The sequence below is a fragment of the Variovorax paradoxus genome, assembly GCF_009498455.1.
Taxonomy (GTDB): domain Bacteria; phylum Pseudomonadota; class Gammaproteobacteria; order Burkholderiales; family Burkholderiaceae_C; genus Variovorax; species Variovorax paradoxus_H.
In genome coordinates this window covers 7,001,357-7,023,594 of the sequence record NZ_CP045644.1, presented here as the reverse complement: position 1 = coordinate 7,023,594, position 22,238 = coordinate 7,001,357, and the positions used below count along the sequence as shown (strand labels likewise).

The following is a 22,238-nucleotide window of genomic DNA, read 5'->3' as shown; positions in this document are numbered from 1 at the left end:
TCGGCATTGCTGCCTTGCTCGCCTCTACCTTGTTCCTGACAGGATGCCCTATGCAAGAAGATTCCGAGCTGCCTCGTTTCACCAAGCTCGACCAGTTCTACGCGCACCGCCCCACCTTCGAGTGCAAGCACGAGGCGGATGCCAATCCACCGGTCACGCCCGAAGCCGAGGCCTTGTTCCAGCAGGCGCTGGCGCTGGACAACCACGACCTGTGGGCCGAGCAACGCGACTACCCGAGGGTCGTGCAGTTGTACGAGCAAGCGATGAAGCTAGGCCACTGGAAGGCGCAGTTCAATCTGGCGGGGTTCTACCTCAAAGGGGTGGGCGTTGAGCAGAATGACGAGAAGGCCATCGAGCTGACCGAAGACCTGATGACCAAGGGCGTGCCGGCGGCCTGGGACAACATGGGAACGTACTACACGGGGGGCGTGGGTTCACTCAAACGAGATGCGACGGTGGCTTATGCGTTCTGGCAGAAGGCGGCGGACATGGGGAGCATGGCTTCGCAGGCTTACATCGGCGCCAAATTGAGGGGGACTCACGATGAGCCGCCATCCTTCTGGGGCAACCGACCTATTGCCTTCAAGATGCTTGAATGTGCATTTGCACAAGGAAGCGGGGATGCGGCACTCGCACTGGGCGTTGCGTTGCACAGCGACGATCCCAGCCGAGCGCTGAGAACTCTTCATGAGGGCGTGAAATTTGGCAGCGAGAGGACTGCGAACGCTCTATTTGCTTCATTCGATGATGGAAGCGACCCGGTCCGAAGTGGCCCCGACACCTCTCGCGCGAGACGCTACAAAGTGCTGGCCGACGCCCTCTATACCAACCCCTTCATCAAGTACCCCAACCTCGACAAGGTACTGCCACTGCCGCCAGCAGCCCTGCCCAAGTGGGACGGCAACAAGGAGACCCTGATCGACGCCGCCAAGGCCGTGGTGCCCGTGCCGCCCGCACCAACGGAGCCGCCGCCTTCCCCCGCGTCCCAACGCACCGGCCGTGCCCACATGCCCGAAGGCCACGTCCTCCCCGAGAAGCTCGCGATGCCCGTGCCGGCCCAGCACGAGAGCACGGCCGCGCTGGTGTCGGGCTACTGGCTGGCGCAACTGATGCACCCGCGCAACGAGCAGCATGCGCAATGGAATGCCGATCAGATGCCCCTGCGCTACGCCCGCGACGAGTTGTTCGACCGCACTCGCCCGGGCTTGTTGCCCGAAGACGGACGCATCCTTTTCCACTTCAAGGGCGAGCCCATCGCGCAGCCTGCCCCGAAGGTGGTGAGCGCCAATCCCCGCGTGACCCAGGGCGTCGCGCGCGAAGCGGTGGAGCCCGAGCATGCCCAGCGTTGCTGGGGAGAGATGGCCTGCCCGGCGACCGGCATCTGGCACGGCAGCGTGTCCGAGGCCCATCCGTTAGCCGCAACCTTCAACCAGTGGCACCGGCAAAGCTACGTGCTGCAGGGCGAACCTTTCCCCGATCCGCGCGACATGCACCTGGATGTGGAGCCCGTGCAGGTCAGTTGGCAGTGGTGGGGTCAGGCCAACCGTGAAGGCCCGGTGGGTATCACGCACGTCGGCGTGGGCAATCCGCCCTCTACGGCATGAAGCTGCTCGTGACTGGGTCTGTCGTGGAATGCTTGGATCGGGGGTGCGGCAGATGACTGAATCGCGGCGTGACGCCCCTCAACCGGTGCGAATCAAATCCAGCACCCCGTTGACCATGCATGAAGACTGCGACGGCATCCTGCATGTGCGCACGCGCACGACGGCGGTTTTGGCTCTGGACGAGATCAAGTCGATCGGCATCGAGAACATGCTGGACATTCGGAGCTACACGATCACCCCGATTGTTGGCTCGGTGTCGCACTTCATCCGCTTTCTGGACGGTGGCGAAGTGCGTCTGGCGTACAACGCACAAGGTTGCTTGCTTGAGTTCTCTGCGCAGGGCGTTGCAGTGGAGATCCAGGACGGCAACCGGCTGACCATGGCGAGCTTGCGAAGGGGCTGCCCATGAGCAGCCAGCAAATCATCCTCGACCATGACCGGTGGCGCAAAGGCGCCGGCGGTGCGCCGGCTGGCTTGGCCGGGCAGAGCGACAACTACGCCTATGCAGGCCTGGACCTGAACCTTGCGCAGTTCGCTGCCAGTGTCTTCACCGGCAGCAGCTTCACCGGTTGCACTTTCAGGCAAGCCGGCTGGACAGGTTGCGAATTCAAGGGCTGTACCTTCGCTGCGTGTGACTTTGAAGGCATCGCCATCACGGGCTGCACCTTCACCGATTGCACTTTCACGCGATCACAGTTCGCGCAGAGCCAGTTCAGCGCATCCAAGTTCGAGCGCTGCCAGTGGAATGAGTTGACCTTCGACGGGGCGCACTGGCGCAACGTCGATGTACTGGACTGCACGGGTACGACCGTGGAGGCCGATGACCTGGCCGGCGAGAACGTCGACTTCACGGGCAGTCAGTTCGAACACATGCAACTGAGCAAAAGCCAGATCAATTGAGGATGATTTTGAGAATTCAATCTACCCGTTCTGCCAGGCGCGGCACGGCGAACCACTTAACCCTGAGGCGAGGCGATCCGTCATGAAGCACTGGATTTCACACAGCAACAAGTTGCTGGCGGTGGCAGTTCCCCTGGCGACCTATCTCGCATTCGTCGCAATGGCCTTTGGTATTGGTAACGGATATTCGTGTGCCAACGGCTGGGTGAACTGGGGGCTTTACTTCTGGGTCGGGGTAGTCTCGGTGCTGGGGCTCTTCGTCCTGCAGTTGTGCCTGAACACAGGGGTGCATTGGTTGTGGCGTTTCGCGTTCGGCCTCATTGCTGTTGCGGTTGGCGTCGGCGTATGGGTGTGGGCATTCGATGCGGGCGGCTTGCACTTCATGTGCCGCCTTTTCTAGCCTCACGTACCAGGCCCAGCCAGGCACCATGAGTGCGCGCTCGACGCCAGCTCTCATTTCTCCCTCGAGGCGTGGCGCAGCGTTCCTCAGGCACCGTTTTCTTTTTTGGCCGTTCCCACTTCGCTCCACCCACCCCCCAGCGCCTTGTAGATCGCCAGCCGGTTCGTCTGCTCCGTGAGCTGCAGACCGATCAGCGTCTGCTGCGCCGCATAGTCGCTGCGCTGCGCGTCCAGCACGTCGAGGTAGTTGGCGGCGCCGCTCTTGAAGAGTGCCTGCGAGAGCTCGAAGCTGCGTGCGGTGGCGTTGCGCAGCGAGCGCTGGGCGTCGAGGCGCTCGGCCAGCGTGCGGCGTTCGGCCAGCGCATCGGCCACTTCGCGGAAGGCGGTCTGCACGGCCTTCTCGTAGGTGGCGATCTGGATCTTCTGCTGCGCCTGCGCGACCTGCAGGTTGGCGCGGTTAGCGCCGCCGTCGAAGATCGGCACGCTGATCGACGGTGCGAAGCTCCAGGCCTTGCTGCCGCTGGTGAACAGGCCCGAGAGGGTGCTGCTCGCGGTGCCGGCCGAGGCCGTGAGTGCGATGCGCGGGAAAAAAGCTGCGCGTGCTGCGCCGATGTCGGCATTGCTCGCACGCAGCGCGTGCTCGGCGGCGCGCACGTCGGGGCGCTGCTGCAGCACGCTCGACGACAGGCCGGCCGGCGGCACGAGCAGTTGCGCCACGTCGGCGGTGGTCGCGGCGGTCGGCAGCAGCTCGGGTGGCGGCGTGGCGCCGACCAGCAGCGCGAGCGCGTTGCGGTCTTGCTCGACCTGGCTGTCGAAGGCTGCGGCGTCGGCGCGCGCGGCATCGACCGTGCTTTGCGATTGCGCCAGCGCAAGGCCCGACTGCGCACCGAGCGCATGGCTGCGCTGCACCAGCTCGAAGGATTTGCGCTGGCTCTCGAGCGTGCTGCGCGCGAGTTGCAGGCGCTGTTCGTCGGCGGCCAGTTGCAGCCACGCGGTGGCGACCGAGGCCACCAGGCTGATCTGCGTGCTGCGTTGCGTTTCCTCGGTCTGGAAGTAGCTCTGCAGCGCCGAGTCGCCGAGGTTGCGCACGCGCCCGAACAGGTCGAGCTCGTAGGCCGTCATGCCGAGGTTGGCGCTGTACTGCGAGGCGATGCGCGATTCGCCACTGGTCGACAGGCTGCCCGGCGTGCGCGCGCGCGTGCCGCTTGCACCGGCGTTGACGGTGGGGAACAGGTCGGCCCGCGCGATGCCGTACTGGGCGCGCGCACGCTCGATGTTGAGCGCCGCCACACGCAGGTCGCGGTTGTTCGCGAGCGCGAGTTCGATCACGCCTTGCAGCTGCTTGTCGACGAAGAAGTCGCGCCAGCCAATGTCCAGCGGCGTGGCGGCGGTGACGCCGGCCGAGGGCAGCGCAGCGGGCACCGGCGAGGCGGGCGTTTCATACGCGGGTGCGAGGTTGACGCAGCCCGCGAGCACGGCCGAGGCCATGGCGGCACAGGCCAGTGCGCGCAGGGGAAGGCGGGGCAGGGTGGAGCGAATCATCATTGCGCTCCCTGTTCTGCGGGCAAGGCCTCTGGTGCTTCGGCTGGCTTGCGTCGGCCTTCCAGCCAGCCGCGAATCAATGCGAAGAACAGCGGCACGAAGAAGATGCCCAGCGCCGTGCCGACCACCATGCCGCCGAGCACCGCGGTGCCGATCGAGTGGCGTCCGCCTGCGCCCGCGCCGGTGCCGATGGCGAGCGGCAGCACGCCGAAGCCGAAGGCCAGCGAGGTCATGAGGATGGGGCGCAGCCGCAGGCGCACGGCTTCCAGCGTGGCTTCGATCACGCCCTTGCCTTGCTCCTGCAGCTGCTTGGCGAACTCGACGATCAGGATCGCGTTCTTCGACGACAGGCCCACGGTGGTCAGCAGGCCGACCTGGAAGTACACGTCGTTGCTCAGGCCGCGCAGGCTGGTGAACAGCAGCGCGCCGACGATGCCCAGCGGCACCACGAGGATCACCGAGAACGGCACCGACCAGCTCTCGTACAGGGCGGCAAGACACAGGAACACGAACAGGATCGAGATGGCGTAGAGCAGCGGCGCCTGCGCGCCTGACAGGCGTTCCTGGAACGAGGCGCCGGTCCATTCGTAGCCGATGCCGGCGGGCATCTGCTTCATCACTTCGTCGACGGCGGCCATCGCGACGCCCGAGCTGACGCCGGGCGCGGCATCACCCACGAACTCGTAGCTGGGGCTGCCGTTGTAGCGCTGCAGCTGCGGAGAGCCGTACGTCCAGCGCGAGCTCGAGAACGCCGGGAACGGCACCATCTGGCCCAGGCTGTTGCGCACGCTCCAGCGGTCGATGTCGGTGGGCAGCATGCGGAAGGCGGTGTCGCCCTGCATGTACACGCGCTTGACGCGGCCGTTGTCCAGAAAGTCGTTGATGTAGGTGCCGCCCATGGCGCTGGAGAGCGTGCTGTCGATGTCGGACGTGGCCAGGCTCGATGCACCGGCGCGCGCGTCGTCGATGTCCACCGCGAACTGCGGCGTGTCGTCCAGGTTGTTGCTGCGCACGTTCGCGACTTCGGGCCGCTTGGAGAGCAGGTCGATGAGCTGGTCGCGCGCCTTCACGAGCGCGTCGTGGCCCAGCCCGTTGATGTCCTTCAGGTGGAAGTTGAAGCCCGCGTTGGCGCCGAGCCCGCGTACCGCCGGCGGCAGCAGCACGAAGATGCGCGCGTCGCGGATCGTCGAGAGTTCCTTGTTGGCGCGCCGCGCGAGTTCGGCGGCCGACTGGCCGGCGCCTTCGCGCTCGGCCCAGTCTTTGAGCTTCACGAAGGCGCGTGCCGAACTCTGGTCGCCGTTCTGCCCGGTGATCACGTTCACGCTCACCACCTCGGGCTGCTTGGTGAAGTAGTCCTGCATCTGCGCGACCACCGGCTGCAGCCGCGCATCGGACGCGCCCGGCGGCAGCGTCACCTGCACCTGCAGGAAGGCCTGGTCTTCATCGGGCAGGAAGGACGTGGGCAGGCGCATGAACAGCAGCGCCATCACGGCCGCGATGAGCAGGTACACCACGAGGCTGCGCTTGCCGCGCCGCATGATGCCGCCGACCACGCCCTGGTAGCGGTCGGCGCCCTTGTCGAAGGTGCGATTGAAGCCCGCGAAGAAGCGGTCGACCATGCCCAGCACGCCCTTGCGGGGTTCTGCATGGCCGCCCTTGGCAACGGGCTTCAGCAACGTGGCGCACAGCGCGGGCGTGAGCGTGAGCGCCACGAACACCGACAGCGCCATGGCCGAGACGATGGTGATCGAGAACTGGCGGTAGATCACGCCGGTCGAGCCGCCGAAGAAGGCCATGGGGATGAACACGGCCGACAGCACCAGCGCGATGCCGATCAGCGCAGGCGTGATCTCGGCCATCGACTTGCGCGTGGCCTCCTTGGGCGAGAGGCCTTCCTCGTGCATCACGCGCTCGACGTTTTCCACCACCACGATGGCGTCGTCCACCAGCAGGCCGATGGCCAGCACCATGCCGAACATCGTGAGCGTGTTGATCGAGTAGCCGGCCATCGACAGCACGCCGAAGGTGCCCAGCAGCACCACCGGCACCGCAATGGCCGGGATCAGCGTGGCGCGGAAGTTCTGCAGAAAGATGTACATGACCAGCACGACCAGCAGCATGGCTTCTGCCAGCGCCTTCACCACCTCGTCGATCGACGCGCTCACGAAGGGCGTGGTGTCGTAGCTCACGAAGGTCTGCATCTGGTTGGGAAAGAGCGGCTGCAGTTCGGCCACCTTGGCCTTCACCGCCTCGGCCACCTGCACCGCGTTGGCGCCATCGGCCAGCACGATGCCCATGCCGGCGCCTGGGCGGCCGCTCAGCACCGAACGCACCGTGAGGTTCTCGGCGCCCAGCTCGATACGGGCCACGTCTCTCAGGCGCACCACGGCACCGTCGGGCGTGGCGCGCAGCACCACGTTCTCGAACTCCTCGACCGTCTTCAGCTTGCTGCGCGCGGTGATGGTGGCGTTGAGCTGCTGCTGCGCAATGGCCGGCAGCGCGCCGAGCTGGCCGGCCGAGACCTGCGCGTTCTGCGCGGTGATGGCGCTGCCCACGTCGGAAGGCATGAGCGCGTACTTGCGCAGCTTGTCGGGGTCGAGCCACAGGCGCATGGCGTAGCCGGTGCCCAGGGTCTGCACTTCGCCCACGCCGTCGATGCGGCTGATGACGTCGACGAGGTTGCTGCTGATGAAGTCGCCCACGTCCACCGCCGAGGCACTGCCGTCGCCGGAGAACATCGAGACGATCATGAGGAAGTCGTTGCCGCCCTTGGTGACGGTGACGCCGCGGCTTTGCACCTGCTGCGGCAGGCGGGACATGGCCTGCTGCAGCTTGTTCTGCACCTGCATCTGGGCCACGTCGATGTTGGTGCCCGCGTCGAAGGTGAGCGACAGCCGCGCCTGCCCCGACGAGTTGCTGGTCGACTGCATGTACAGCAGGTTGTCCAGCCCCTTCATCTGCTGTTCGATGACCTGGGTGACGGAGTCTTCGACCGTCTTGGCCGAGGCGCCGGTGTAGGTGGCGCCGATGGACACGCGCGGCGGCGCGATGTCGGGGTACTGCTCGAGCGGCAGCGTGCGAATGGCCATCAGGCCGGCGAGCATGACGACGATGGAAAGCACCCACGCGAAGATGGGGCGGTCGATGAAGAACTGGGCCATGGCGTGGCCTCAGCGCGCGAGGGTGGTGGAAGCAGCGTCGGGCTTGGCGCTCGCGATGGCAGCGCTGGCGGGACGGGCGCCCAGGTCGACCGTGCGCACCTTGTCGCCCACCTTCACGCGCTGCGAGCCTTCCATGAGCACGCGGTCGCCCGCGACCAGGCCGTCGATCACCTGCCAGCGCGTGCCGATGGCGCGGCCGATGCGGATGGGGCGCTTCTCGACCTTGTTGTCGGCATCGATCACCAGCGTGGAGGCACTGCCGTCGGGCGCGCGCGTGACGGCCTGTTGCGGCACGAGCAGGGCGGCGTCGTTCACGCCCTCTTGCAAGACGGCGCGCACGTACATGCCGGGCATCAGCAGCTTGTCGGGGTTGGGCACCACGGCGCGCAGCGTGACGCTGCCGGTGCCGGCATCGACCGTCACGCCGCTGAAGGTGAGGCGCCCGGCGTGCGGGTAGGGGCTGCCGTCTTCGAGCAGCAGCTGGATGCGTGCCTCGGCCTCGCTGGCGCGCTGCAGCCGGCCGCTGGCGAGCTCGCGCTTCAGGCGCAAGAGTTCGCTGCTCGACTGCGTGACGTGCACATGGATCGGGTCGAGCTGCTGCACGGTGGTCATGGCGGCCGCTTGGTTGGCGGTGACCAGCGCGCCCGGGGTCACGGTCGAGAGCTCTGCCCAGCCGGTGATCGGCGAGGTGATGCGGGTGTAGCCCAGCTGGATGCGCGCGGTCTGCTCGGCGGCGCGCGCCACGCCGAGGTCGGCTTCGGCCTGCTGCGCGGCGGCCTGGGTTTCATCGAACACCTGGCGGCTGATGGCGTCGATCTTCACCAGCTCGGCATTGCGCTTGGCCACGGTGCGGGCCGTGGCCAGGGCCGACTCGGCCTTGCGCGCGCTGGCCTGCGCGCTCGCATGCGCCGCCTGCAGCGAGGCCGGGTCGAGCTGGTAGAGCACCTGGCCGGCCTTGACCTGCGAGCCTTCGGTGAAGAGCCTTTCCTTGAGGATGCCGCCGACCTGCGGGCGGATCTCGGCGATGACCGGGGCGGCGGTGCGACCGGGCAGCTCGGTGCTCAGGGCCAGCACTTCGGACTTCAGCGTGACGATGCCGACTTCTTTCTCGGGGGCCGCCTTGGCCATGCCCGGAGACTCCACGTTGGTGCGCGAGCACCCCACGAGGGCGGCGGCGATGCACAGGGCCGTGAGGAGCGGGGCGGAACGGGAGGCGAAGTGGACGGGCATGGACAGGCAGAAGTGACGAAAGCCAAAGATGGAGCGGGCACGCGCCGTCGAGTTCAATGCCGCGGCGCGGGGGCGGCGAACTTTACAGAGCGGAAACCGTGCCATGCCCGGGAAGGGCCGGCGGGTGGGGTCGAGTGTGCTATCGCCCGGTTAAGCAGGTGTGAAGCAGGGCGATGCCCGTGGCCGTCAGGGCTTCTGTCACGGCTTCTTTTTCGCCTGCGCGACCAGGAAGTCGACCAGCAGCACCAGCGGCCCGACCGCGTTGTCGCTGCGGTACAGGATGCCCAGTGGCGCGATGGGCGCGTTCATGCGCAGCGGCAGCTCGACCACGGCCGAGCGGTCGAGCTGGTCGAGCACGGTGCGAGGCACCGGCACCACCACGTCGGGCTGCGAGAGCAGGGCGCGCACCAGCTGCGGCGTGAGCACCTGGATGGCGTGCGGGCGCGGCACGATCTGCTCGGCAGCCCAGGCGGCCTCCATCACCTGACGCACCGCGAAGTGCGACGGCGGCAGCACCCAGCGCGAGTCGGCGAGGTCGCGCAGCCGCAGGCGCTTGCGCTGCGCGGCCGGATGATTGACGCCGGCGATCACCACCACCGAGTCGCTGCGCAGCGGCACGAAGCGGTGGGCGTCGGGCACGCGCGCCGGCTGGCGCAGCAGCACGGCATCGAAGGCACCCGCGCGCAGGCCGACCGTGAGCCGTTCGATGTTGCCTTCCTCGATGAACAGGCGCAGCTTGGGGTGCTTCGCATGCAGCCCGTTGAGCGCGGGCTGCAGCACGCTGGCGATGGCCGCCTCGATGGCGCCGATGCGCAGTGCGCGGGTCTCCTGCGCGGCCAGCGCCGCGAGGCTGTCGCTGGCGACCTGCATCGCGTCGATCACCATGCGCGCATGCAGCGCCAGCAGGCGCCCGGCCTCGGTGATGCGCATGCCGCGCGCGTGGCGCTCGAACAGCGGCGTGTCGATCAGGCTCTCGACCTCCTGCAGCATCTGCGTGGCCGCCGGCTGGCTGATGTGGATCGCGTCGGCCGCGCGGCGCAGGTGCGAGTGCGCGGCCAGCGCGTCGATCAGCTTCAGATGGCGCAGGCGCAAGCGCGCGAGCAGCCGCTCGTGCAGCACGGAAGAGGGTGTGGGTGTGTCGGAAGCCATCGATAGGCAATCATTATCAGTTGATGCAAAAGCGATTGGACGCCAATCGGTGGCCTTCCTACGCTCAGGGGGTCGGGCGGCAGACAAGGGCGCATCGGCTGCCGGCCCGATGGGGCCGTGCGGACGAAGGGCTCCCGCCCGGCGGGTCCTTCCCTTCTTCCGCTTTCAGACAACACCTCACCATGTCCCACCGATTCCGTCCGGCCGCACGCCTGTGCCTGCCCATCGTTCTTGCCGTCTCGTCCCTGTGTGCCTCGGCGCAGGAGGCGCCTGCCGCTGCGGCATCGCCCGCGCCGGCCGCCGCAGTGCCGCTGTACCCGCTGATCGCCGAGCGTTCCAAGGCCATCGAGCAGAAGGTGATCGACTGGCGCCGCGACATCCATCAGCACCCCGAACTCGGCAACCAGGAAAAGCGCACCGCCGCATTGGTCGCGGCCCACCTGAAGGCGCTGGGTTACGAGGTGCGCGAAGGCGTGGCCGTGACCGGCGTGGTCGCCACCTTGCGCGGCGCCAAGCCCGGCCCGGTGGTGGCGCTGCGCGCCGACATGGATGCGCTGCCCGTGAAGGAGCAGGTCGATGTGCCCTTCGCCTCCAAGGCCCGTGCCCAGTGGGGTTTCGCTACGGTCGATGTCATGCACGCCTGCGGCCACGACGGCCACGTGGCGATCCTCATGGGCGTGGCCGAGGTGCTGGCCTCGATGAAGGCGCAGTTGCCGGGCACCGTGAAGCTGATCTTCCAGCCGGCCGAGGAGAAGCTGCCCAACGCCGAGATCGGCGGCGCGCGCCGCATGCTGGCCGAAGGCGCCTTCGACGCGCCCACGCCCGACGCCGTGTTCGGCCTGCACCTGGTCTCGGGGCTGAACACCGGACAGATCGGCTACAAGCCCGGCCCCATCACCGCGAGTTCGGACACCTTCAAGGTCAGCGTGAAGGGCCGCCAGACGCACGGCTCGCAGCCCTGGAGCGGGGTCGACCCGATCGTGCTGGGCTCGCAGATCGTGCTGGGCTTCCAGACCATCGCGAGCCGCCAGGTCAACGTGACCAAGGAGCCGTCGGTGCTCAGCGTGGGCACCTTCAACGCGGGCACGCGCTACAACATCATTCCCGACGCGGTCGAGATGAGCGGCACGCTGCGCACCTACGACGACGAGATGCGCCAGTTCATCATCAAGCGCATGGGCGAGACCGCCTCGCACATCGCGCAAAGCGGCGGCGGCACGGCCGAGGTCCGCTTCGAGGCCGACGGCTACGCGCCCACCGTGAACGACGCCGCCCTGACGGCGCAGATGGTGCCCAGCCTGCAGCGCGTGCCGGGCGCCAAGCCGGTCGTGATTCCGAAGGGCACGGGCGGCGAAGACTTCTCGTTCTTCGCGCAGAAGGCGCCCGGCCTGTTCGTGATGATCGGTGCCACGCCGCCCGGTCGCGACGCAGCCAAGGCCGAGCCCAACCACTCGCCGCGCTTCTTCGTCGATGAAGCCAGCCTGCTGATCGGCGTGCGCACGCTGTCGCAGCTGACGGTGGACTACATGGCGAGCGCGCAGCGCTGAGCGCGCTGCTTCCGTTGGCCGCTCAGAGCCAGTTGCCGCCCTGCGGCATCTGGATCTGCTCGGCCGGATCGCCGCCGGTCACGAACGAGCCGATGAGGATGCTCAGCAGCGAGATGAAGATGCTCGCGAAGAGGGCGGTCCAGAAGCCCGACACCTTGAAGCCCTTCACCAGCGCCGCCACGAGCATGACCATCAGCGCGTTGATGACCAGCAGGAACAGGCCGAAGGTCAGCAGCGTCAGCGGCAGCGTGAGGAAGATCAGCAGCGGCTTGACGACCGCGTTAGCCAGGCCGAGCAGCAGCGCCGACACGATCAGCGCCGCGGTGCTGTCGAACTTGAGTCCCTTGAAGAGATGGCTGGCCACCCACAGCGAGATGCCGGTGATGGCCCAGTGGACGAGGAAAGGGGTGATGTTGTTCAGCATGGGGTGCGGTGTGTGTCGGCAGCCCGCATGGTAAACGGGGTGTCGCGGCGGGCCGGCGTGCGGGGAGGGCGGATTTTCTGCGGTTACTTCCCGAAACCGTGGGCGACAGACCGTTAAGATCGCGAACTTCTGGCGCCTGCGCAGGCGTCTGTCTCCATCTTTCTCTGGTTTGGCCGCATCAACCGCGGTCATGCATCCATGGCGAATGCGTCGATCGCAAGCGTGACACCCGCTCCGGCGTCGGCCGACGAGGCCGAGTCGTGGGTGCGCGGGGAACTCATCCGCAGCCTGATGCGCTCGGCGCGCGGCTCCTATATCGTTTCGGCGGCGCTCATGCCGGCCATGGTTGGCCTGGGCTGGGGCCACGTGCCCCGCTGGGAGCTGCTGACCTGGCTGGCCGCCGGCATCATCGCCACCGCCTGCCGGGCCTGGGGCGCGCGCGTGTATGCCGTGCGCTACGCCGGGCGCAGCGCGGTCGCGCAGCAGCAGTTCACCGACCGCTACGGCTTCGTGTGGAGCACCAGTGCGGTGGTGTGGGGTTGTTCGGTGCTGCTGTTCTTCGAGCGCACGCCGCAGGTCAACCAGTTCATGAGCTGGCTCATCGTGGCCGGCGTGGGCACCTTCCCGCTCAACGGGCTGGCGCTGCACCCGCCGCTGCTCAAGCGCTACGTCAACACGCTGTTCATCACCATGCTCGGCGCGGTGCTGGTGCGCCTCGTGGCCGTCACCATGCAGCACCCGCATTTCCAGTACGGCTACCTGATGCCGCTGCTGCCGGCGCTGCACTGGTTCCTGCTGTTGCGCGCCGGCCGCAACATCCATGAGACGGCGCGCAACAGCCTGGAGCTGCTGTTCCACAACCACATCCTCATCAAGTCGCTCACGCAGCAGCGGCAGGCGGCGGTGTCGGCCGTGGCCATGAAGAACCGCTTCCTGGCCAGCGCCGCGCACGACATGCGCCAGCCCGTGCTGGCGCTGTCGCTGTACGCCGACTGGCTGCGCAACGAGCCCGAGCTGGTGCTCGAGCTTGCGCCGAAGATCGTGCGTGCCACCCACGCGGTGAACGCGCTGTTCGATTCCATGTTCGACCTGGCGCGCATCGACGCGGGGCAGGTGCGGCTGCACATCGAGCGCGTCGACGTGGCCGAGCTGCTGCACGACCTCGAGCTGCAGTACCGCCCCGTGGCCGAGAGCCGGGGCCTGGACTTCCGGGTGCACGTGACCGAAGGCTCGTTCCTCACCGACCCGATCCGCGTGCGCCGCATGATCGGCAACCTGCTCGCCAACGCCATCAAGTACACGACCGAAGGCGGCGTGCTGCTGGCCGCGCGCCAGACCCGCGAGGGCATGCGCGTGGAGGTGTGGGACACCGGCATCGGCATCGCGCCCGAGCACCTGCGCGACGTGTTCCTCGAGTTCTACAAGGTGGCCGACCACGCCGGCACCTCCGACGGCTTCGGCCTGGGCCTGGCGATCGTGGCGCGCTTGTCGCACGTGCTGGGCCACCCGGTCAGCGTGCGCTCGCGCCTGGGCAGCGGCAGCGTGTTCCGCGTGGCGCTGCACGATGCCGACGAGGCGGTGGCGCAGGCGCGGGTGAGTGCGTCGGGCGGCTGAGCGGTCGCCCTCAAGCGCTCTCGCACCGCCCATGAAAAAACCGCGCACGAGGCGCGGTTCCTGATCAAGCCAGCAGCTTCGCGGGCTCAGCCCGAGAGCAGCCCATTCGTGCGTGCGTAGTGCAGGGCCTGCGTACGGCTCTTCACGCCCAGGCGGCGGAACAGGCGCCACAGGTGCACCTTCACCGTGTGTTCGCTGATCTCCAGGTCGGTCGCGATGTCGCGGTTGCTCATGCCCTTGTCGAGCATGGCGATCAGCTGGGTCTGGCGCTTGGAGAGCTTGCCGCTGTTGGCGGCCGGCATCTCTTCGGTGTCGTCTTCCGACCCGGCCATCAGCAGGCCGCGCAGGGCGGCTGCCAGCTCGTTGGAGCTGGCCGACTTCTCGATGTAGGTATCAGCGCCGGCCTCGATGCAGGCGTCTTCCATGTCGGCAGCCGGGGCCGCCGAATACACGGCGATCGGCACGTTCGGATAGACCTGCTTGACCGCGATCACGCCCGAGACGCCATTGGTGTCCGGCAGCTTCAGGTCCAGGCAGAAAAGGGTGGGCGCGCCACGCTGCTGGACCGAACTGGCGAGCTTGTCGAGCCGCTCGAGCTCGACGATGTTCTCGGCGGGGCGCAGGCGACGCAGGACCATCACGATCGCGTCGCGCATCAGGGGGTGGTCGTCGATGACATAAATGCTCATGTTTTCTTCCTTTGTGATCGCACCGTCTTCTCTCTTGTCGCACCCGTAGGCGGATGGCCTGCGGGTCGTTGCCGGATCAATGTCCCTGAGTGGTGGACGTTGCCTCCGCCAGTGCCTCCAGCGCCTCGGTGGCGGCGCGAGCCTGTTGCGCGTCGACCGGTTCGAGCTGCGCGGCCAGTGCCGTGAGCGCCGCGCCGCGTTGCGCCTGCAAGTCGGCGATGGTACGGCCCGCTTCCTGCGGTGACGCGAATCCACGGCTTTGCAGAAGGGTTTCGCCGCGCGCATCGAGCAGCTTGAAATAGAAAAGGCCGTCGGCCTTCTCGCGGTATTGCTTGAAGCTGGGCTTTGCCACCTTGGCAGCCTTGGTGCCGCCGCCGTCGCGGCCCGCCGCGAGGTTGCGCAGGCCGACCGCGTGGCGCAGCGAGGTCATGAAGGGGCGCGACAGCTTGCGCGCCTTCTCGGCCCCTAGCAGCAGGATGCGCTCGATCTCGGCGGGGTCGTTCATGAGCGCCTCGTAGCGCGCGCGCAGCGGCGCCACTTCGCGGTCGATGCGCTCGAACAGCACCTGCTTGGCGTCGCCCCAGGCGATGCCGTCGGCGTACGCCTTGCGCAGCGCTTCGGTTTCCTCGGTGCTGGCGAAGGCTTGGTAGATCTGGAAGAGGGCCGAGCCCTCGGTGTCCTTGGGCTCGCCGGGCGCGCGCGAGTCGGTGACGATGCTGGCGATCTGCTTTTGCAGCTGCGCGCGCGGCGCGAACAGCGGGATCGTGTTGTTGTAGCTCTTGCTCATCTTGCGGCCGTCCAGGCCGGGCAAGGTGGCGACCGCATCGTCGATCTCGGCGTCGGGCAGCGTGAAGTGCTCGCCGTACTGGTGGTTGAAGCGCTGCGCCATGTCGCGCGCCATCTCGATGTGCTGCACCTGGTCGCGGCCCACGGGCACCTTGTGGGCGTTGAACATCAGGATGTCGGCGCCCATGAGCACGGGGTACATGAACAGGCCCGCGGTGACGTCGGCATCGGGCTCTTCGCCCTTGGCGATGTTCTTGTCGAGCTGGGCCTTGTAGGCGTGGGCGCGGTTGAGCACGCCCTTGCCGGTGACGCAGGTCAGGAACCAGGTGAGCTCGGTGATCTCGGCGATGTCCGACTGGCGATAGAACGTGACGCGTTCGGGGTCGAGCCCGCAGGCCAGCCAACTGGCGGCGATTTCGAGCGTGGAACGCTGGATGAGCGCGGGCTCCTGCACCTTGATGAGTGCGTGGTAGTCGGCCAGGAAGAAGTAGCTCTCGACGCCGGCCGCGACGCTCTGGCGCACCGAGTGGCGGATCGAGCCGACGTAGTTGCCGAGATGCGGCGTGCCCGACGGCGTGATGCCGGTCAGGACGCGCAGGGGAGCGGGAGAAGACGAAGCCATGGGACGGAAGAAGAAACTTAGAGCAGCATTGCCTTGAGCGGCGTGATGAGCAGGTTGACCACGAAGTAGCCGGCATCCATCAGCGGGCGCAGCCAGTAGTTGCTGACGATGCCGGCAAGCACCAGCGCCATCACGATGAAGAAACCGTAGGGCTCGATGCGCGCCAGGAAATTTTGCGCCGGGCCGCTGGGCAGCAGGCCGGCGAGCACGCGGCCGCCGTCGAGCGGGGGCAGCGGGAACAGGTTGAAGGCCCACATCACGAGGTTGACCAGCACGCCGCCCTGCGCCATCTTGATGAAAAAGGTTTCATTGACGCCGGCCGCGACGATCGCGATCAGCAGCACGGCCCACAGGATGGCCTGGATGAAATTGGACGCGGGGCCCGCGAGCGCGACCCAGATCATGTCGCGCTTGGGATGGCGCAGGCGGTTGAAGTTGACCGGCACCGGCTTGGCATAGCCGAACAGGAAGGCGCCCGAAGTCGCGAAGTACAGCATCAGCGGCATCAGGATGGTCCCGATGGGGTCGATGTGCTTCAGCGGGTTGAGCGTCACGCGGCCCATCATGGCCGCGGTGTTGTCCCCGAAGTGGCGTGCCACGTAGCCGTGCGCCGCTTCGTGCACGGTGATCGCGAAGATCACCGGCAGTGCGTAAATCAGGACCGTCTGTATCAGATTGGAAATATCCACTGCGTGATTGTGTCAGAGAGGAATGGGGCGGCCGAGCCGTTTGTCAGAGGCCAAGCACCGCGAGTGCACCCCGGCCCTGGCGCACCACGACCGGGTCGTCGCCCGTGCCCATGGGCGTGAGGTCGACCACGGTGGTCGGCTGCGACGGGCAGGCGCCAGCGTCGATGACGGCGCCGATCTGCTTCTCGAAGCGGTCGCGGATTTCCTGTGCGTCGTTCAGCGCCTCGGTCTCGCCGGGCGCGATGAGGGTGGTGGCCAGCAGCGGCGCGCCGTGCAGCGACAGCAGCTCCAGCAGCACCTTGTGGTCGGGCACACGCAGGCCGATGGTCTTGCGCTGCGGGTGGCTCACGCGGCGCGGCACTTCCTTGGTGGCTTCGAGCAGGAAGGTGTAGGGCCCGGGCGTGGCGGCCTTCAGCAGGCGGTACTGCTTGTTGTCGACGCGCGCGTAGTTGGCCAGCTCGCTCAGGTCGCGGCACAGCAGCGTGAGGTGGTGTTTCTCGTCGACCTGGCGGATGCGGCGCAGCTGGTCGACCGCGTCCTTGTCGTCCAGGTGGCAGGCCAGCGCGTAGCTGGAGTCGGTGGGCACCGCCACGATCTCGCCGCGCGCGAGCAGCGCCACGGCCTGCTTCAGCAGGCGCTGCTGCGGGTTCTCGGGATGGACTTCGAAGTACTGGGCCATGAGGAAGATCTCCTGATCAGGATTCCGCGGGTTCGATCGGCACACGCCGCTCGCGCACGGTGAGCCACGCACCGGCGGCGCCGCACACGGCGATCATCGCCATGCCGATCAGCGAGAAGCGGTCGGGCACGTGGGAAAAGATGAGCCAGCCGCCCAGCATCGCAAAGGCGATCTGCGCGTACAGGTACGGCGTGAGGGTGGACGCCGGCGCGCGCTGGTAGGCCAGGATCAGCATGAAGTGTCCCACCGTGCCCATGAAACCCATGAGACACAGCAGCGCCCACCATTCCCACGAGGGCAGGGCGGTCCAGGCGAAGGGCACGGCCACCGAGGCGAGCAGCGTGCCGACCCAGCCCGTGTAGAAGTGCATCGTCAGCGGGTTCTCGGTCTGTGCGAGCTTGCTGGTAAGCACCTGGAACCAGGCGTTGGTCAGCACCAGCCCCAGCGGCAGCAACACGGCCCAGCTGAAGCTGCCGCCGCCCGGGCGCAGGATGACCAGCGTGCCGAGGAAGCCACCCGCCACCAGCGTCCAGCGCAGCGGCGAGACCTGTTCCTTGAGCGTGGTGGCCGCCAGCAGCGTGATGACCAGCGGCGCGATCAGCACGATCGACGTGAACTCGGCCAGCGGCATGTAGCGCAGGCTCAGGAAGGCAAAAAGGCTCGAGCCCAGCAGCAGCGCCCCGCGCAGCGCCTGGTAGCGCGGGTGCTGCGTGCGCAGCAGGGCCGTGCCGCGCAGCGGCAGCAGCACCAGCGTGGTGGCCACGGCCTGGAAGGCGTAGCGGAACCACACGCCCATGAGCACGGGCACGGCGAGCGTCGAGTACTTGGTGGCGGTGTCGAGCGTGGCGAAGCAGGCCACGGCCAGCATCACCAGCCCGATGCCCGCGAGGATGCGTTCGGACTCGGTGCGGCGGCTGATTTGCGCCGCGGCGCGTGCCTGGGCCAGCGCGGCGCTGGCCGCGTTGTCGGTGCCGGGCCCGGGGCTCTGGCTCACTGCTGGATGCGGTGGCCGAGCAGTTCCCACACCGGCGTGAGGGCGCCGGGCAACGGTGGCAGCTTGCCGAGATCGCAGTGGCTCTCGTCGGGGCTGTGGAAATCGCTGCCGCGCGAGGCGGCGAAATCGAACTCGAGCGCCTTGTCGGCGTACTCGACGTATTCGGCCGTCGTGTGGCTGCCCGTGACGACCTCGATCGCCTGGCCGCCATGCGCCTTGAACTCGAGGAACAGCGCGTACTCCTCGTTGGCCGTGAACTTGTAGCGGCCCGGGTGCGCGATCACGGCCATGCCCTTGGCGGCGGTGATCCACTGCACGGCATCTTTCAGCGAGGCCCAGCGGTGCGGCACATAGCCCGGCTTGCCTTCGGTGAGGAACTTGCGAAACACCTCGGGCGTGTCGCGGCAATGGCCCTGCTCGACCAGGAAGCGCGCGAAGTGCGTGCGCGAAATCAGTTCGGGGTTGCCGACGAACTTGAGCGCGCCTTCGTAGGCGCCATGGATGCCGACCTTGGCCAGCCCCTCGGACATTTCCTGCGCGCGCTTGCCGCGGCCGCCGCGCGTGTCGTACAGGCCCTGCGACATGGCGGCGTCGTCGGGGTCGAAGCCCAGGCCGACGATGTGCACGGTTTCGTTCGCGAAGGTCACCGAGATCTCGGTGCCGGTGAGGTAGCGCATGCCGTTCGCGCGGGCCGCGGCGGCAGCGCGGTGCTGGCCGCCGACCTCGTCGTGGTCGGTGAGGGCCCAGAGCTCGACCCCGTTGGCGGCGGCGCGTGCGGCCAGTTCTTCGGGCGTCAATGTGCCGTCGGAGACCACGGAGTGGCAGTGAAGATCGGCATTGAGAATGGAGGACACCCCGCCATTCTAGGGGGTCTGGAATATTGACGCGGGCGCATGGATGCTATGGAAGATGCTACTAAATAAATAGCATTAATGCGACGGGGCATGCGCCTCAGCGCTTCTTGCGGAATGCCGTCCATGCGGCCACCGCGGTGAAGGTGGCCACGATCGCCACCACGATCCAGAACCCGTGCCTGTGCTCCGCCAGCGGAATGCCGCCCACGTTCATGCCGAACAGGCCGGCCAGGATGTTGATCGGCAGCGCCAGCACCGTGACCACCGTCAGCACGAACAGGCTGCGGTTGTTGTCCTCGTTGACGTTGGCCGCTATTTCTTCCTGCAGCAGCTTGATGCGTTCCTGCAGCGCCTGCATGTCGCGCAGCACCACCGAGAACTCCTCGGTCGAGCCGCGCAGCTCCTGTGCGTCGGCCTCGGCCATCCACGCCGGCGGGCCCTGCAGCAGGCGGAACAGCGCGGCCGGCTCGGGCGCCAGCAGCCGCTGCAGCCGCACCAGCAGCCGGCGCAGCACGCCCAGCCGCGCGCGCTTGTGATCGAGGCGGCCGGCCAGCAGCTCGTCCTCGATCCGGTCGATGCGCGAGGTCACGCCACGCACGATCTTCACCAGCACGTCGGCCTGCGCGCGCAGCAGGTGCTCGAGCAGCTCGGTGCTCGAGCGCGGCGCCTCGCCCGCCTTCACGGCCGTGCGCAGCGCGTCGACCGAGCGCAGCGGCTTGGTCCGCGCCGTGACCACCAGGCGCGGGCCGACGCTGATCCACAGCGTGGAAATGTCCGAGGGCTCGAAGCTGAACTCGAAATGCACGTCGTTGATGACCGCGATCAGCGAGTCGTCGGCACGCTCGATGCGCGTGGAGGGCAAGCCTTCGTGCAGCGTTTCGTAGAAGGTGTCCGACAGCGCCGCGTGCCGCGTCAGCCAACGCTCCGCATGGGCATGGCTCAGGTTGAAGTGCAGCCACACGTAGGCGCCGCTGTCCGCGACGCGGTCCGCGTCGGCCAGCCACGTGGCGGCCTGCGCCGAATCGATCGCCCGCGCGGGCTCCGGCGCCGCGGCGTCGAACAGATAGCCGCAGATCAGCCCGGCTTCGTCACCGCCATAGGACTGCGCGGCGAGGTCATGAAATACCGACAAGGTGCGTGGTCAGAAAAGACGTGGGAACAACAGGCGCCCCCCGGTCGGCGGGCTGCTAGCGTGCTCCGGATGGTGTTCGCGCCATGTGACAACGGCGTGTCGGCTGACAGAAATCAGCCGCAAAACCGTCACGCCGCCGTCATGCGGCGGGTGCAGCATGCTTTTTGTCTACCCGCCACTCTTGCCCCTTTTCATCATGCTGACGAGCGCACTTCCCGACCACGAAGACCTGATGCAACGCATCGCCCGCGACCTGATCGACAGCTACGACGAAGAGCTCGAGCTGGAAATCGAAGACCGCAACCTCGACGGGCTCGACCCCGCCTCGGCCGCGTCTTCCGTGTCCGACAAGGCGGCGCGCCAGGCCTATTTCAAGGAGCTGTTCCGCCTGCAGGGCGAACTGGTCAAGCTGCAGGACTGGGTGCAGCACAGCAAGCAGAAGGTCGTCATTCTTTTCGAGGGCCGCGATGCGGCGGGCAAGGGCGGTGTCATCAAGCGCATCACCCAGCGCCTGAACCCGCGCGTGGCGCGCGTGGCCGCGCTGCCCGCACCCAACGACCGCGAACGCACGCAGTGGTACTTCCAGCGCTACGTGGCGCACCTGCCGGCCGCCGGCGAGATGGTGCTGTTCGACCGCAGCTGGTACAACCGCGCCGGCGTCGAGCGCGTGATGGGCTTCTGCAGCGACGACGAGTACGAGGAGTTCTTCCGCACCGTGCCCGAGTTCGAGAAGATGCTCGTGCGCTCGGGCATCAAGGTCATCAAGTACTGGTTCTCCATCACCGACGACGAGCAGCACATGCGCTTCCTGGGCCGCATCCACGACCCGCTCAAGCAGTGGAAGCTCAGCCCCATGGACCTCGAAAGCCGCCGCCGCTGGGAGGAATACACCAAGGCCAAGGAGATCATGCTGGAGCGCACCCACATCCCCGAGGCGCCGTGGTGGGTGGTGCAGGCCGTCGACAAGAAAAAGGCGCGCCTGAACTGCATCAGCCACCTGCTGGGCCAGCTGCCCTACCAGGAAGTGGCGCATGCGCCGGTCGAGTTGCCTGCGCGCGAGCGGCACGACGACTACCTGCGTCAGCCTGTGCCTGCGAACATGATCGTCCCGGAGATCTACTGAGGGGTCCGCGGCCGTTTGGCCGCCCGGCGCTTTTGCCTGCACACTGCGCCATGGCCCGTCGCTCCACCGCTTCCTTCTTCGCCCGCGCTTACGAGCGCAACCTGAAGGCGCTCACCAAGCTCACGCTGAGCAACGGCAAGCGCGTGGCGGGTCAGGTGCAACGCGCGACCGCCAAGCGGCTCAAGCCGCCGCCCGGCAAGGGCGACTGGCTCAGCGGCATGGCGATGGGCGCGGGTGGCGCGCGCGGTTATCACTTGTTCCGCCCGGCCGACCTGGCGCTGCAACCCGGCGAGAAACTCCCGCTCATGGTCATGCTGCACGGCTGCGGCCAGACCGGGCGCGACTTCGCGGCCAGCACGCGCATGAACGCACTCGCGGTGCGCCAGCGTTTTCTCGTCCTCTATCCCGAGCAGGACCGCATCGCCCATCCGCAGGGCTGCTGGAACTGGTACGAACGCCGCTCGGGCAAGGCCGACGCCGAGGCCGCCACGCTGATGGCCGCCGTCGACCAGGCCTGCATGCTGTACCCCGTGGACCGCGACCGCGTGGCCATCGCCGGCCTGTCGGCGGGCGCGAGCATGGCGGCGCTGCTGGCCACGCGCTATGCGAACCGCTTTCGCGCCGTGGTCATGCACTCGGGCGTCGCGCCGGGCGCCGCCAAGTCGTCGGCCACCGCGCTCGGCGCCATGCGCGGCCAGCACGTGCCGCCGATGCTCGTCACCGCGGTCGGCAAGGCCATGGGCGCGGCCGCCGTCTTCACGACGCTGCCTCCGATGCTGGTGCTGCACGGCGACGCCGACGCGGTCGTCGCGCCCAGCAATGCCGTGAGCAGCGCGGCCGTCTGGGCCGCCGCCGTGGGCGCGCACGCCGGCGTGGCGCGCGACCTGCAGCGCGGCCAGCGCCGCGCCATGCGCGTGACCGACTTCAAGCGCCAGGGCCGCACCGTCGTCACGCTGTGCGAGATCGCGGGGCTCGGCCACTCGTGGAGCGGCGGGACGCGGGGGCAGCTGTTCAGCGACCCGATCGGGCCGGATGCGACGCGCATGGCGTGGGCGTTTGCGGCCGCGCAGTTCAAGCGCGTGCGGTAAGCGGCTGGCGCC

The 22,238-nt window shown here is 67.7% G+C and carries 20 protein-coding genes; 8 read left to right on the top strand and 12 right to left on the bottom strand.

Annotated features, from left to right (window positions below; genetic code table 11):
* Window positions 1-50 precede the first annotated feature (50 nt).
* The 4 genes from GFK26_RS32610 to GFK26_RS32595 all read left to right on the top strand — a co-directional run bounded on the left by GFK26_RS32610 (window position 51) and on the right by GFK26_RS32595 (window position 2,904).
* A complete protein-coding gene (locus GFK26_RS32610) occupies window positions 51-1,604 on the top strand; it encodes a DUF6396 domain-containing protein (RefSeq protein ID WP_153285621.1) in 1,554 nt (517 codons plus the stop codon).
* 85 nt (window positions 1,605-1,689) lie between these two features.
* Window positions 1,690-2,013 (top strand): hypothetical protein, encoded by a 324-nt coding sequence (locus GFK26_RS32605; RefSeq protein ID WP_228121835.1) that lies wholly within the window; start codon window positions 1,690-1,692, stop codon window positions 2,011-2,013.
* Window positions 2,010-2,504: a pentapeptide repeat-containing protein gene (locus tag GFK26_RS32600; RefSeq protein ID WP_153285619.1), complete on the top strand. Its 495-nt coding sequence runs from the start codon at window positions 2,010-2,012 to the stop codon at window positions 2,502-2,504. The genes GFK26_RS32605 and GFK26_RS32600 overlap by 4 nt, the downstream gene beginning before the upstream one ends.
* Window positions 2,505-2,586: 82 nt before the next feature.
* A complete protein-coding gene (locus tag GFK26_RS32595) occupies window positions 2,587-2,904 on the top strand; it encodes a hypothetical protein (RefSeq protein WP_153285618.1) in 318 nt (105 codons plus the stop codon).
* Window positions 2,905-2,990: 86 nt separating this feature from the next.
* Here the strand turns inward: GFK26_RS32595 and GFK26_RS32590 are convergent, their stop codons facing one another.
* The 4 genes from GFK26_RS32590 to GFK26_RS32575 all read right to left on the bottom strand — a co-directional run bounded on the left by GFK26_RS32590 (window position 2,991) and on the right by GFK26_RS32575 (window position 9,985).
* The gene (locus tag GFK26_RS32590; protein WP_153285617.1) at window positions 2,991-4,445 is read right to left on the bottom strand and encodes an efflux transporter outer membrane subunit; all 1,455 of its coding nucleotides are present in this window, start codon (window positions 4,443-4,445) and stop codon (window positions 2,991-2,993) included.
* Window positions 4,445-7,606 carry an efflux RND transporter permease subunit gene (locus tag GFK26_RS32585; protein WP_153285616.1) on the bottom strand — a complete coding sequence of 1,054 codons (3,162 nt, stop codon included), beginning with the start codon at window positions 7,604-7,606 and terminating at the stop codon, window positions 4,445-4,447. Before GFK26_RS32585 ends, GFK26_RS32590 begins: the two co-directional genes overlap by 1 nt.
* A 9-nt stretch (window positions 7,607-7,615) precedes the next feature.
* Complete coding sequence (locus GFK26_RS32580; RefSeq protein ID WP_153285615.1) at window positions 7,616-8,836, bottom strand: efflux RND transporter periplasmic adaptor subunit; 1,221 nt, start codon at window positions 8,834-8,836, stop codon at window positions 7,616-7,618.
* 198 nt (window positions 8,837-9,034) lie between these two features.
* A complete protein-coding gene (locus tag GFK26_RS32575; protein ID WP_153285614.1) occupies window positions 9,035-9,985 on the bottom strand; it encodes a LysR family transcriptional regulator in 951 nt (316 codons plus the stop codon).
* Window positions 9,986-10,167: 182 nt separating this feature from the next.
* On the opposite strand from GFK26_RS32575, the gene GFK26_RS32570 reads away from it, so the two are divergent.
* The gene (locus tag GFK26_RS32570; protein ID WP_153285613.1) at window positions 10,168-11,532 is read left to right on the top strand and encodes an amidohydrolase; all 1,365 of its coding nucleotides are present in this window, start codon (window positions 10,168-10,170) and stop codon (window positions 11,530-11,532) included.
* 22 nt (window positions 11,533-11,554) lie between these two features.
* Here GFK26_RS32570 and GFK26_RS32565 read toward each other — a convergent pair whose 3' ends face one another.
* Window positions 11,555-11,956 (bottom strand): phage holin family protein, encoded by a 402-nt coding sequence (locus GFK26_RS32565; RefSeq protein WP_101489232.1) that lies wholly within the window; start codon window positions 11,954-11,956, stop codon window positions 11,555-11,557.
* Window positions 11,957-12,154: 198 nt separating this feature from the next.
* Here GFK26_RS32565 and shkS point away from each other — a divergent pair, with 198 nt between their 5' ends.
* Window positions 12,155-13,570 carry a surface-behavior sensor histidine kinase ShkS gene (shkS, locus tag GFK26_RS32560; protein ID WP_153285612.1) on the top strand — a complete coding sequence of 472 codons (1,416 nt, stop codon included), beginning with the start codon at window positions 12,155-12,157 and terminating at the stop codon, window positions 13,568-13,570.
* A gap of 86 nt (window positions 13,571-13,656) precedes the next feature.
* Here shkS and GFK26_RS32555 read toward each other — a convergent pair whose 3' ends face one another.
* The 7 genes from GFK26_RS32555 to GFK26_RS32525 form a co-directional block, all read right to left on the bottom strand.
* Window positions 13,657-14,259 (bottom strand): LuxR C-terminal-related transcriptional regulator, encoded by a 603-nt coding sequence (locus GFK26_RS32555; protein ID WP_056578680.1) that lies wholly within the window; start codon window positions 14,257-14,259, stop codon window positions 13,657-13,659.
* Window positions 14,260-14,335: 76 nt separating this feature from the next.
* Window positions 14,336-15,667 carry a tryptophan--tRNA ligase gene (locus GFK26_RS32550; RefSeq protein WP_153285611.1) on the bottom strand — a complete coding sequence of 444 codons (1,332 nt, stop codon included), beginning with the start codon at window positions 15,665-15,667 and terminating at the stop codon, window positions 14,336-14,338.
* A 17-nt stretch (window positions 15,668-15,684) separates the two neighbouring features.
* Window positions 15,685-16,356 (bottom strand): site-2 protease family protein, encoded by a 672-nt coding sequence (locus tag GFK26_RS32545; RefSeq protein WP_153285610.1) that lies wholly within the window; start codon window positions 16,354-16,356, stop codon window positions 15,685-15,687.
* Window positions 16,357-16,399: 43 nt separating this feature from the next.
* On the bottom strand, window positions 16,400-17,035 hold the full coding sequence (locus GFK26_RS32540) for an L-threonylcarbamoyladenylate synthase (RefSeq protein WP_153285609.1): 636 nt from the start codon (window positions 17,033-17,035) through the stop codon (window positions 16,400-16,402).
* Between the two features lie 16 nt (window positions 17,036-17,051).
* Entirely contained in the window at window positions 17,052-18,029 is a 978-nt protein-coding gene (locus GFK26_RS32535) for a DMT family transporter (protein WP_153285608.1), read from the bottom strand.
* The gene (locus GFK26_RS32530) at window positions 18,026-18,883 is read right to left on the bottom strand and encodes a 3',5'-nucleoside bisphosphate phosphatase (protein ID WP_153285607.1); all 858 of its coding nucleotides are present in this window, start codon (window positions 18,881-18,883) and stop codon (window positions 18,026-18,028) included. The genes GFK26_RS32535 and GFK26_RS32530 overlap by 4 nt, the downstream gene beginning before the upstream one ends.
* A 97-nt stretch (window positions 18,884-18,980) precedes the next feature.
* Window positions 18,981-20,015: a transporter gene (locus GFK26_RS32525; RefSeq protein WP_153285606.1), complete on the bottom strand. Its 1,035-nt coding sequence runs from the start codon at window positions 20,013-20,015 to the stop codon at window positions 18,981-18,983.
* A gap of 196 nt (window positions 20,016-20,211) precedes the next feature.
* Here GFK26_RS32525 and ppk2 point away from each other — a divergent pair, with 196 nt between their 5' ends.
* Both ppk2 and GFK26_RS32515 read left to right on the top strand, forming a co-directional pair.
* Window positions 20,212-21,138, top strand: coding sequence for a polyphosphate kinase 2 (gene ppk2, locus GFK26_RS32520; protein WP_194273993.1), 927 nt, complete (start codon window positions 20,212-20,214; stop codon window positions 21,136-21,138).
* Between the two features lie 50 nt (window positions 21,139-21,188).
* Window positions 21,189-22,226 (top strand): alpha/beta hydrolase family esterase, encoded by a 1,038-nt coding sequence (locus tag GFK26_RS32515; RefSeq protein ID WP_153285605.1) that lies wholly within the window; start codon window positions 21,189-21,191, stop codon window positions 22,224-22,226.
* The last annotated feature ends 12 nt before the right edge of the window (window positions 22,227-22,238 follow it).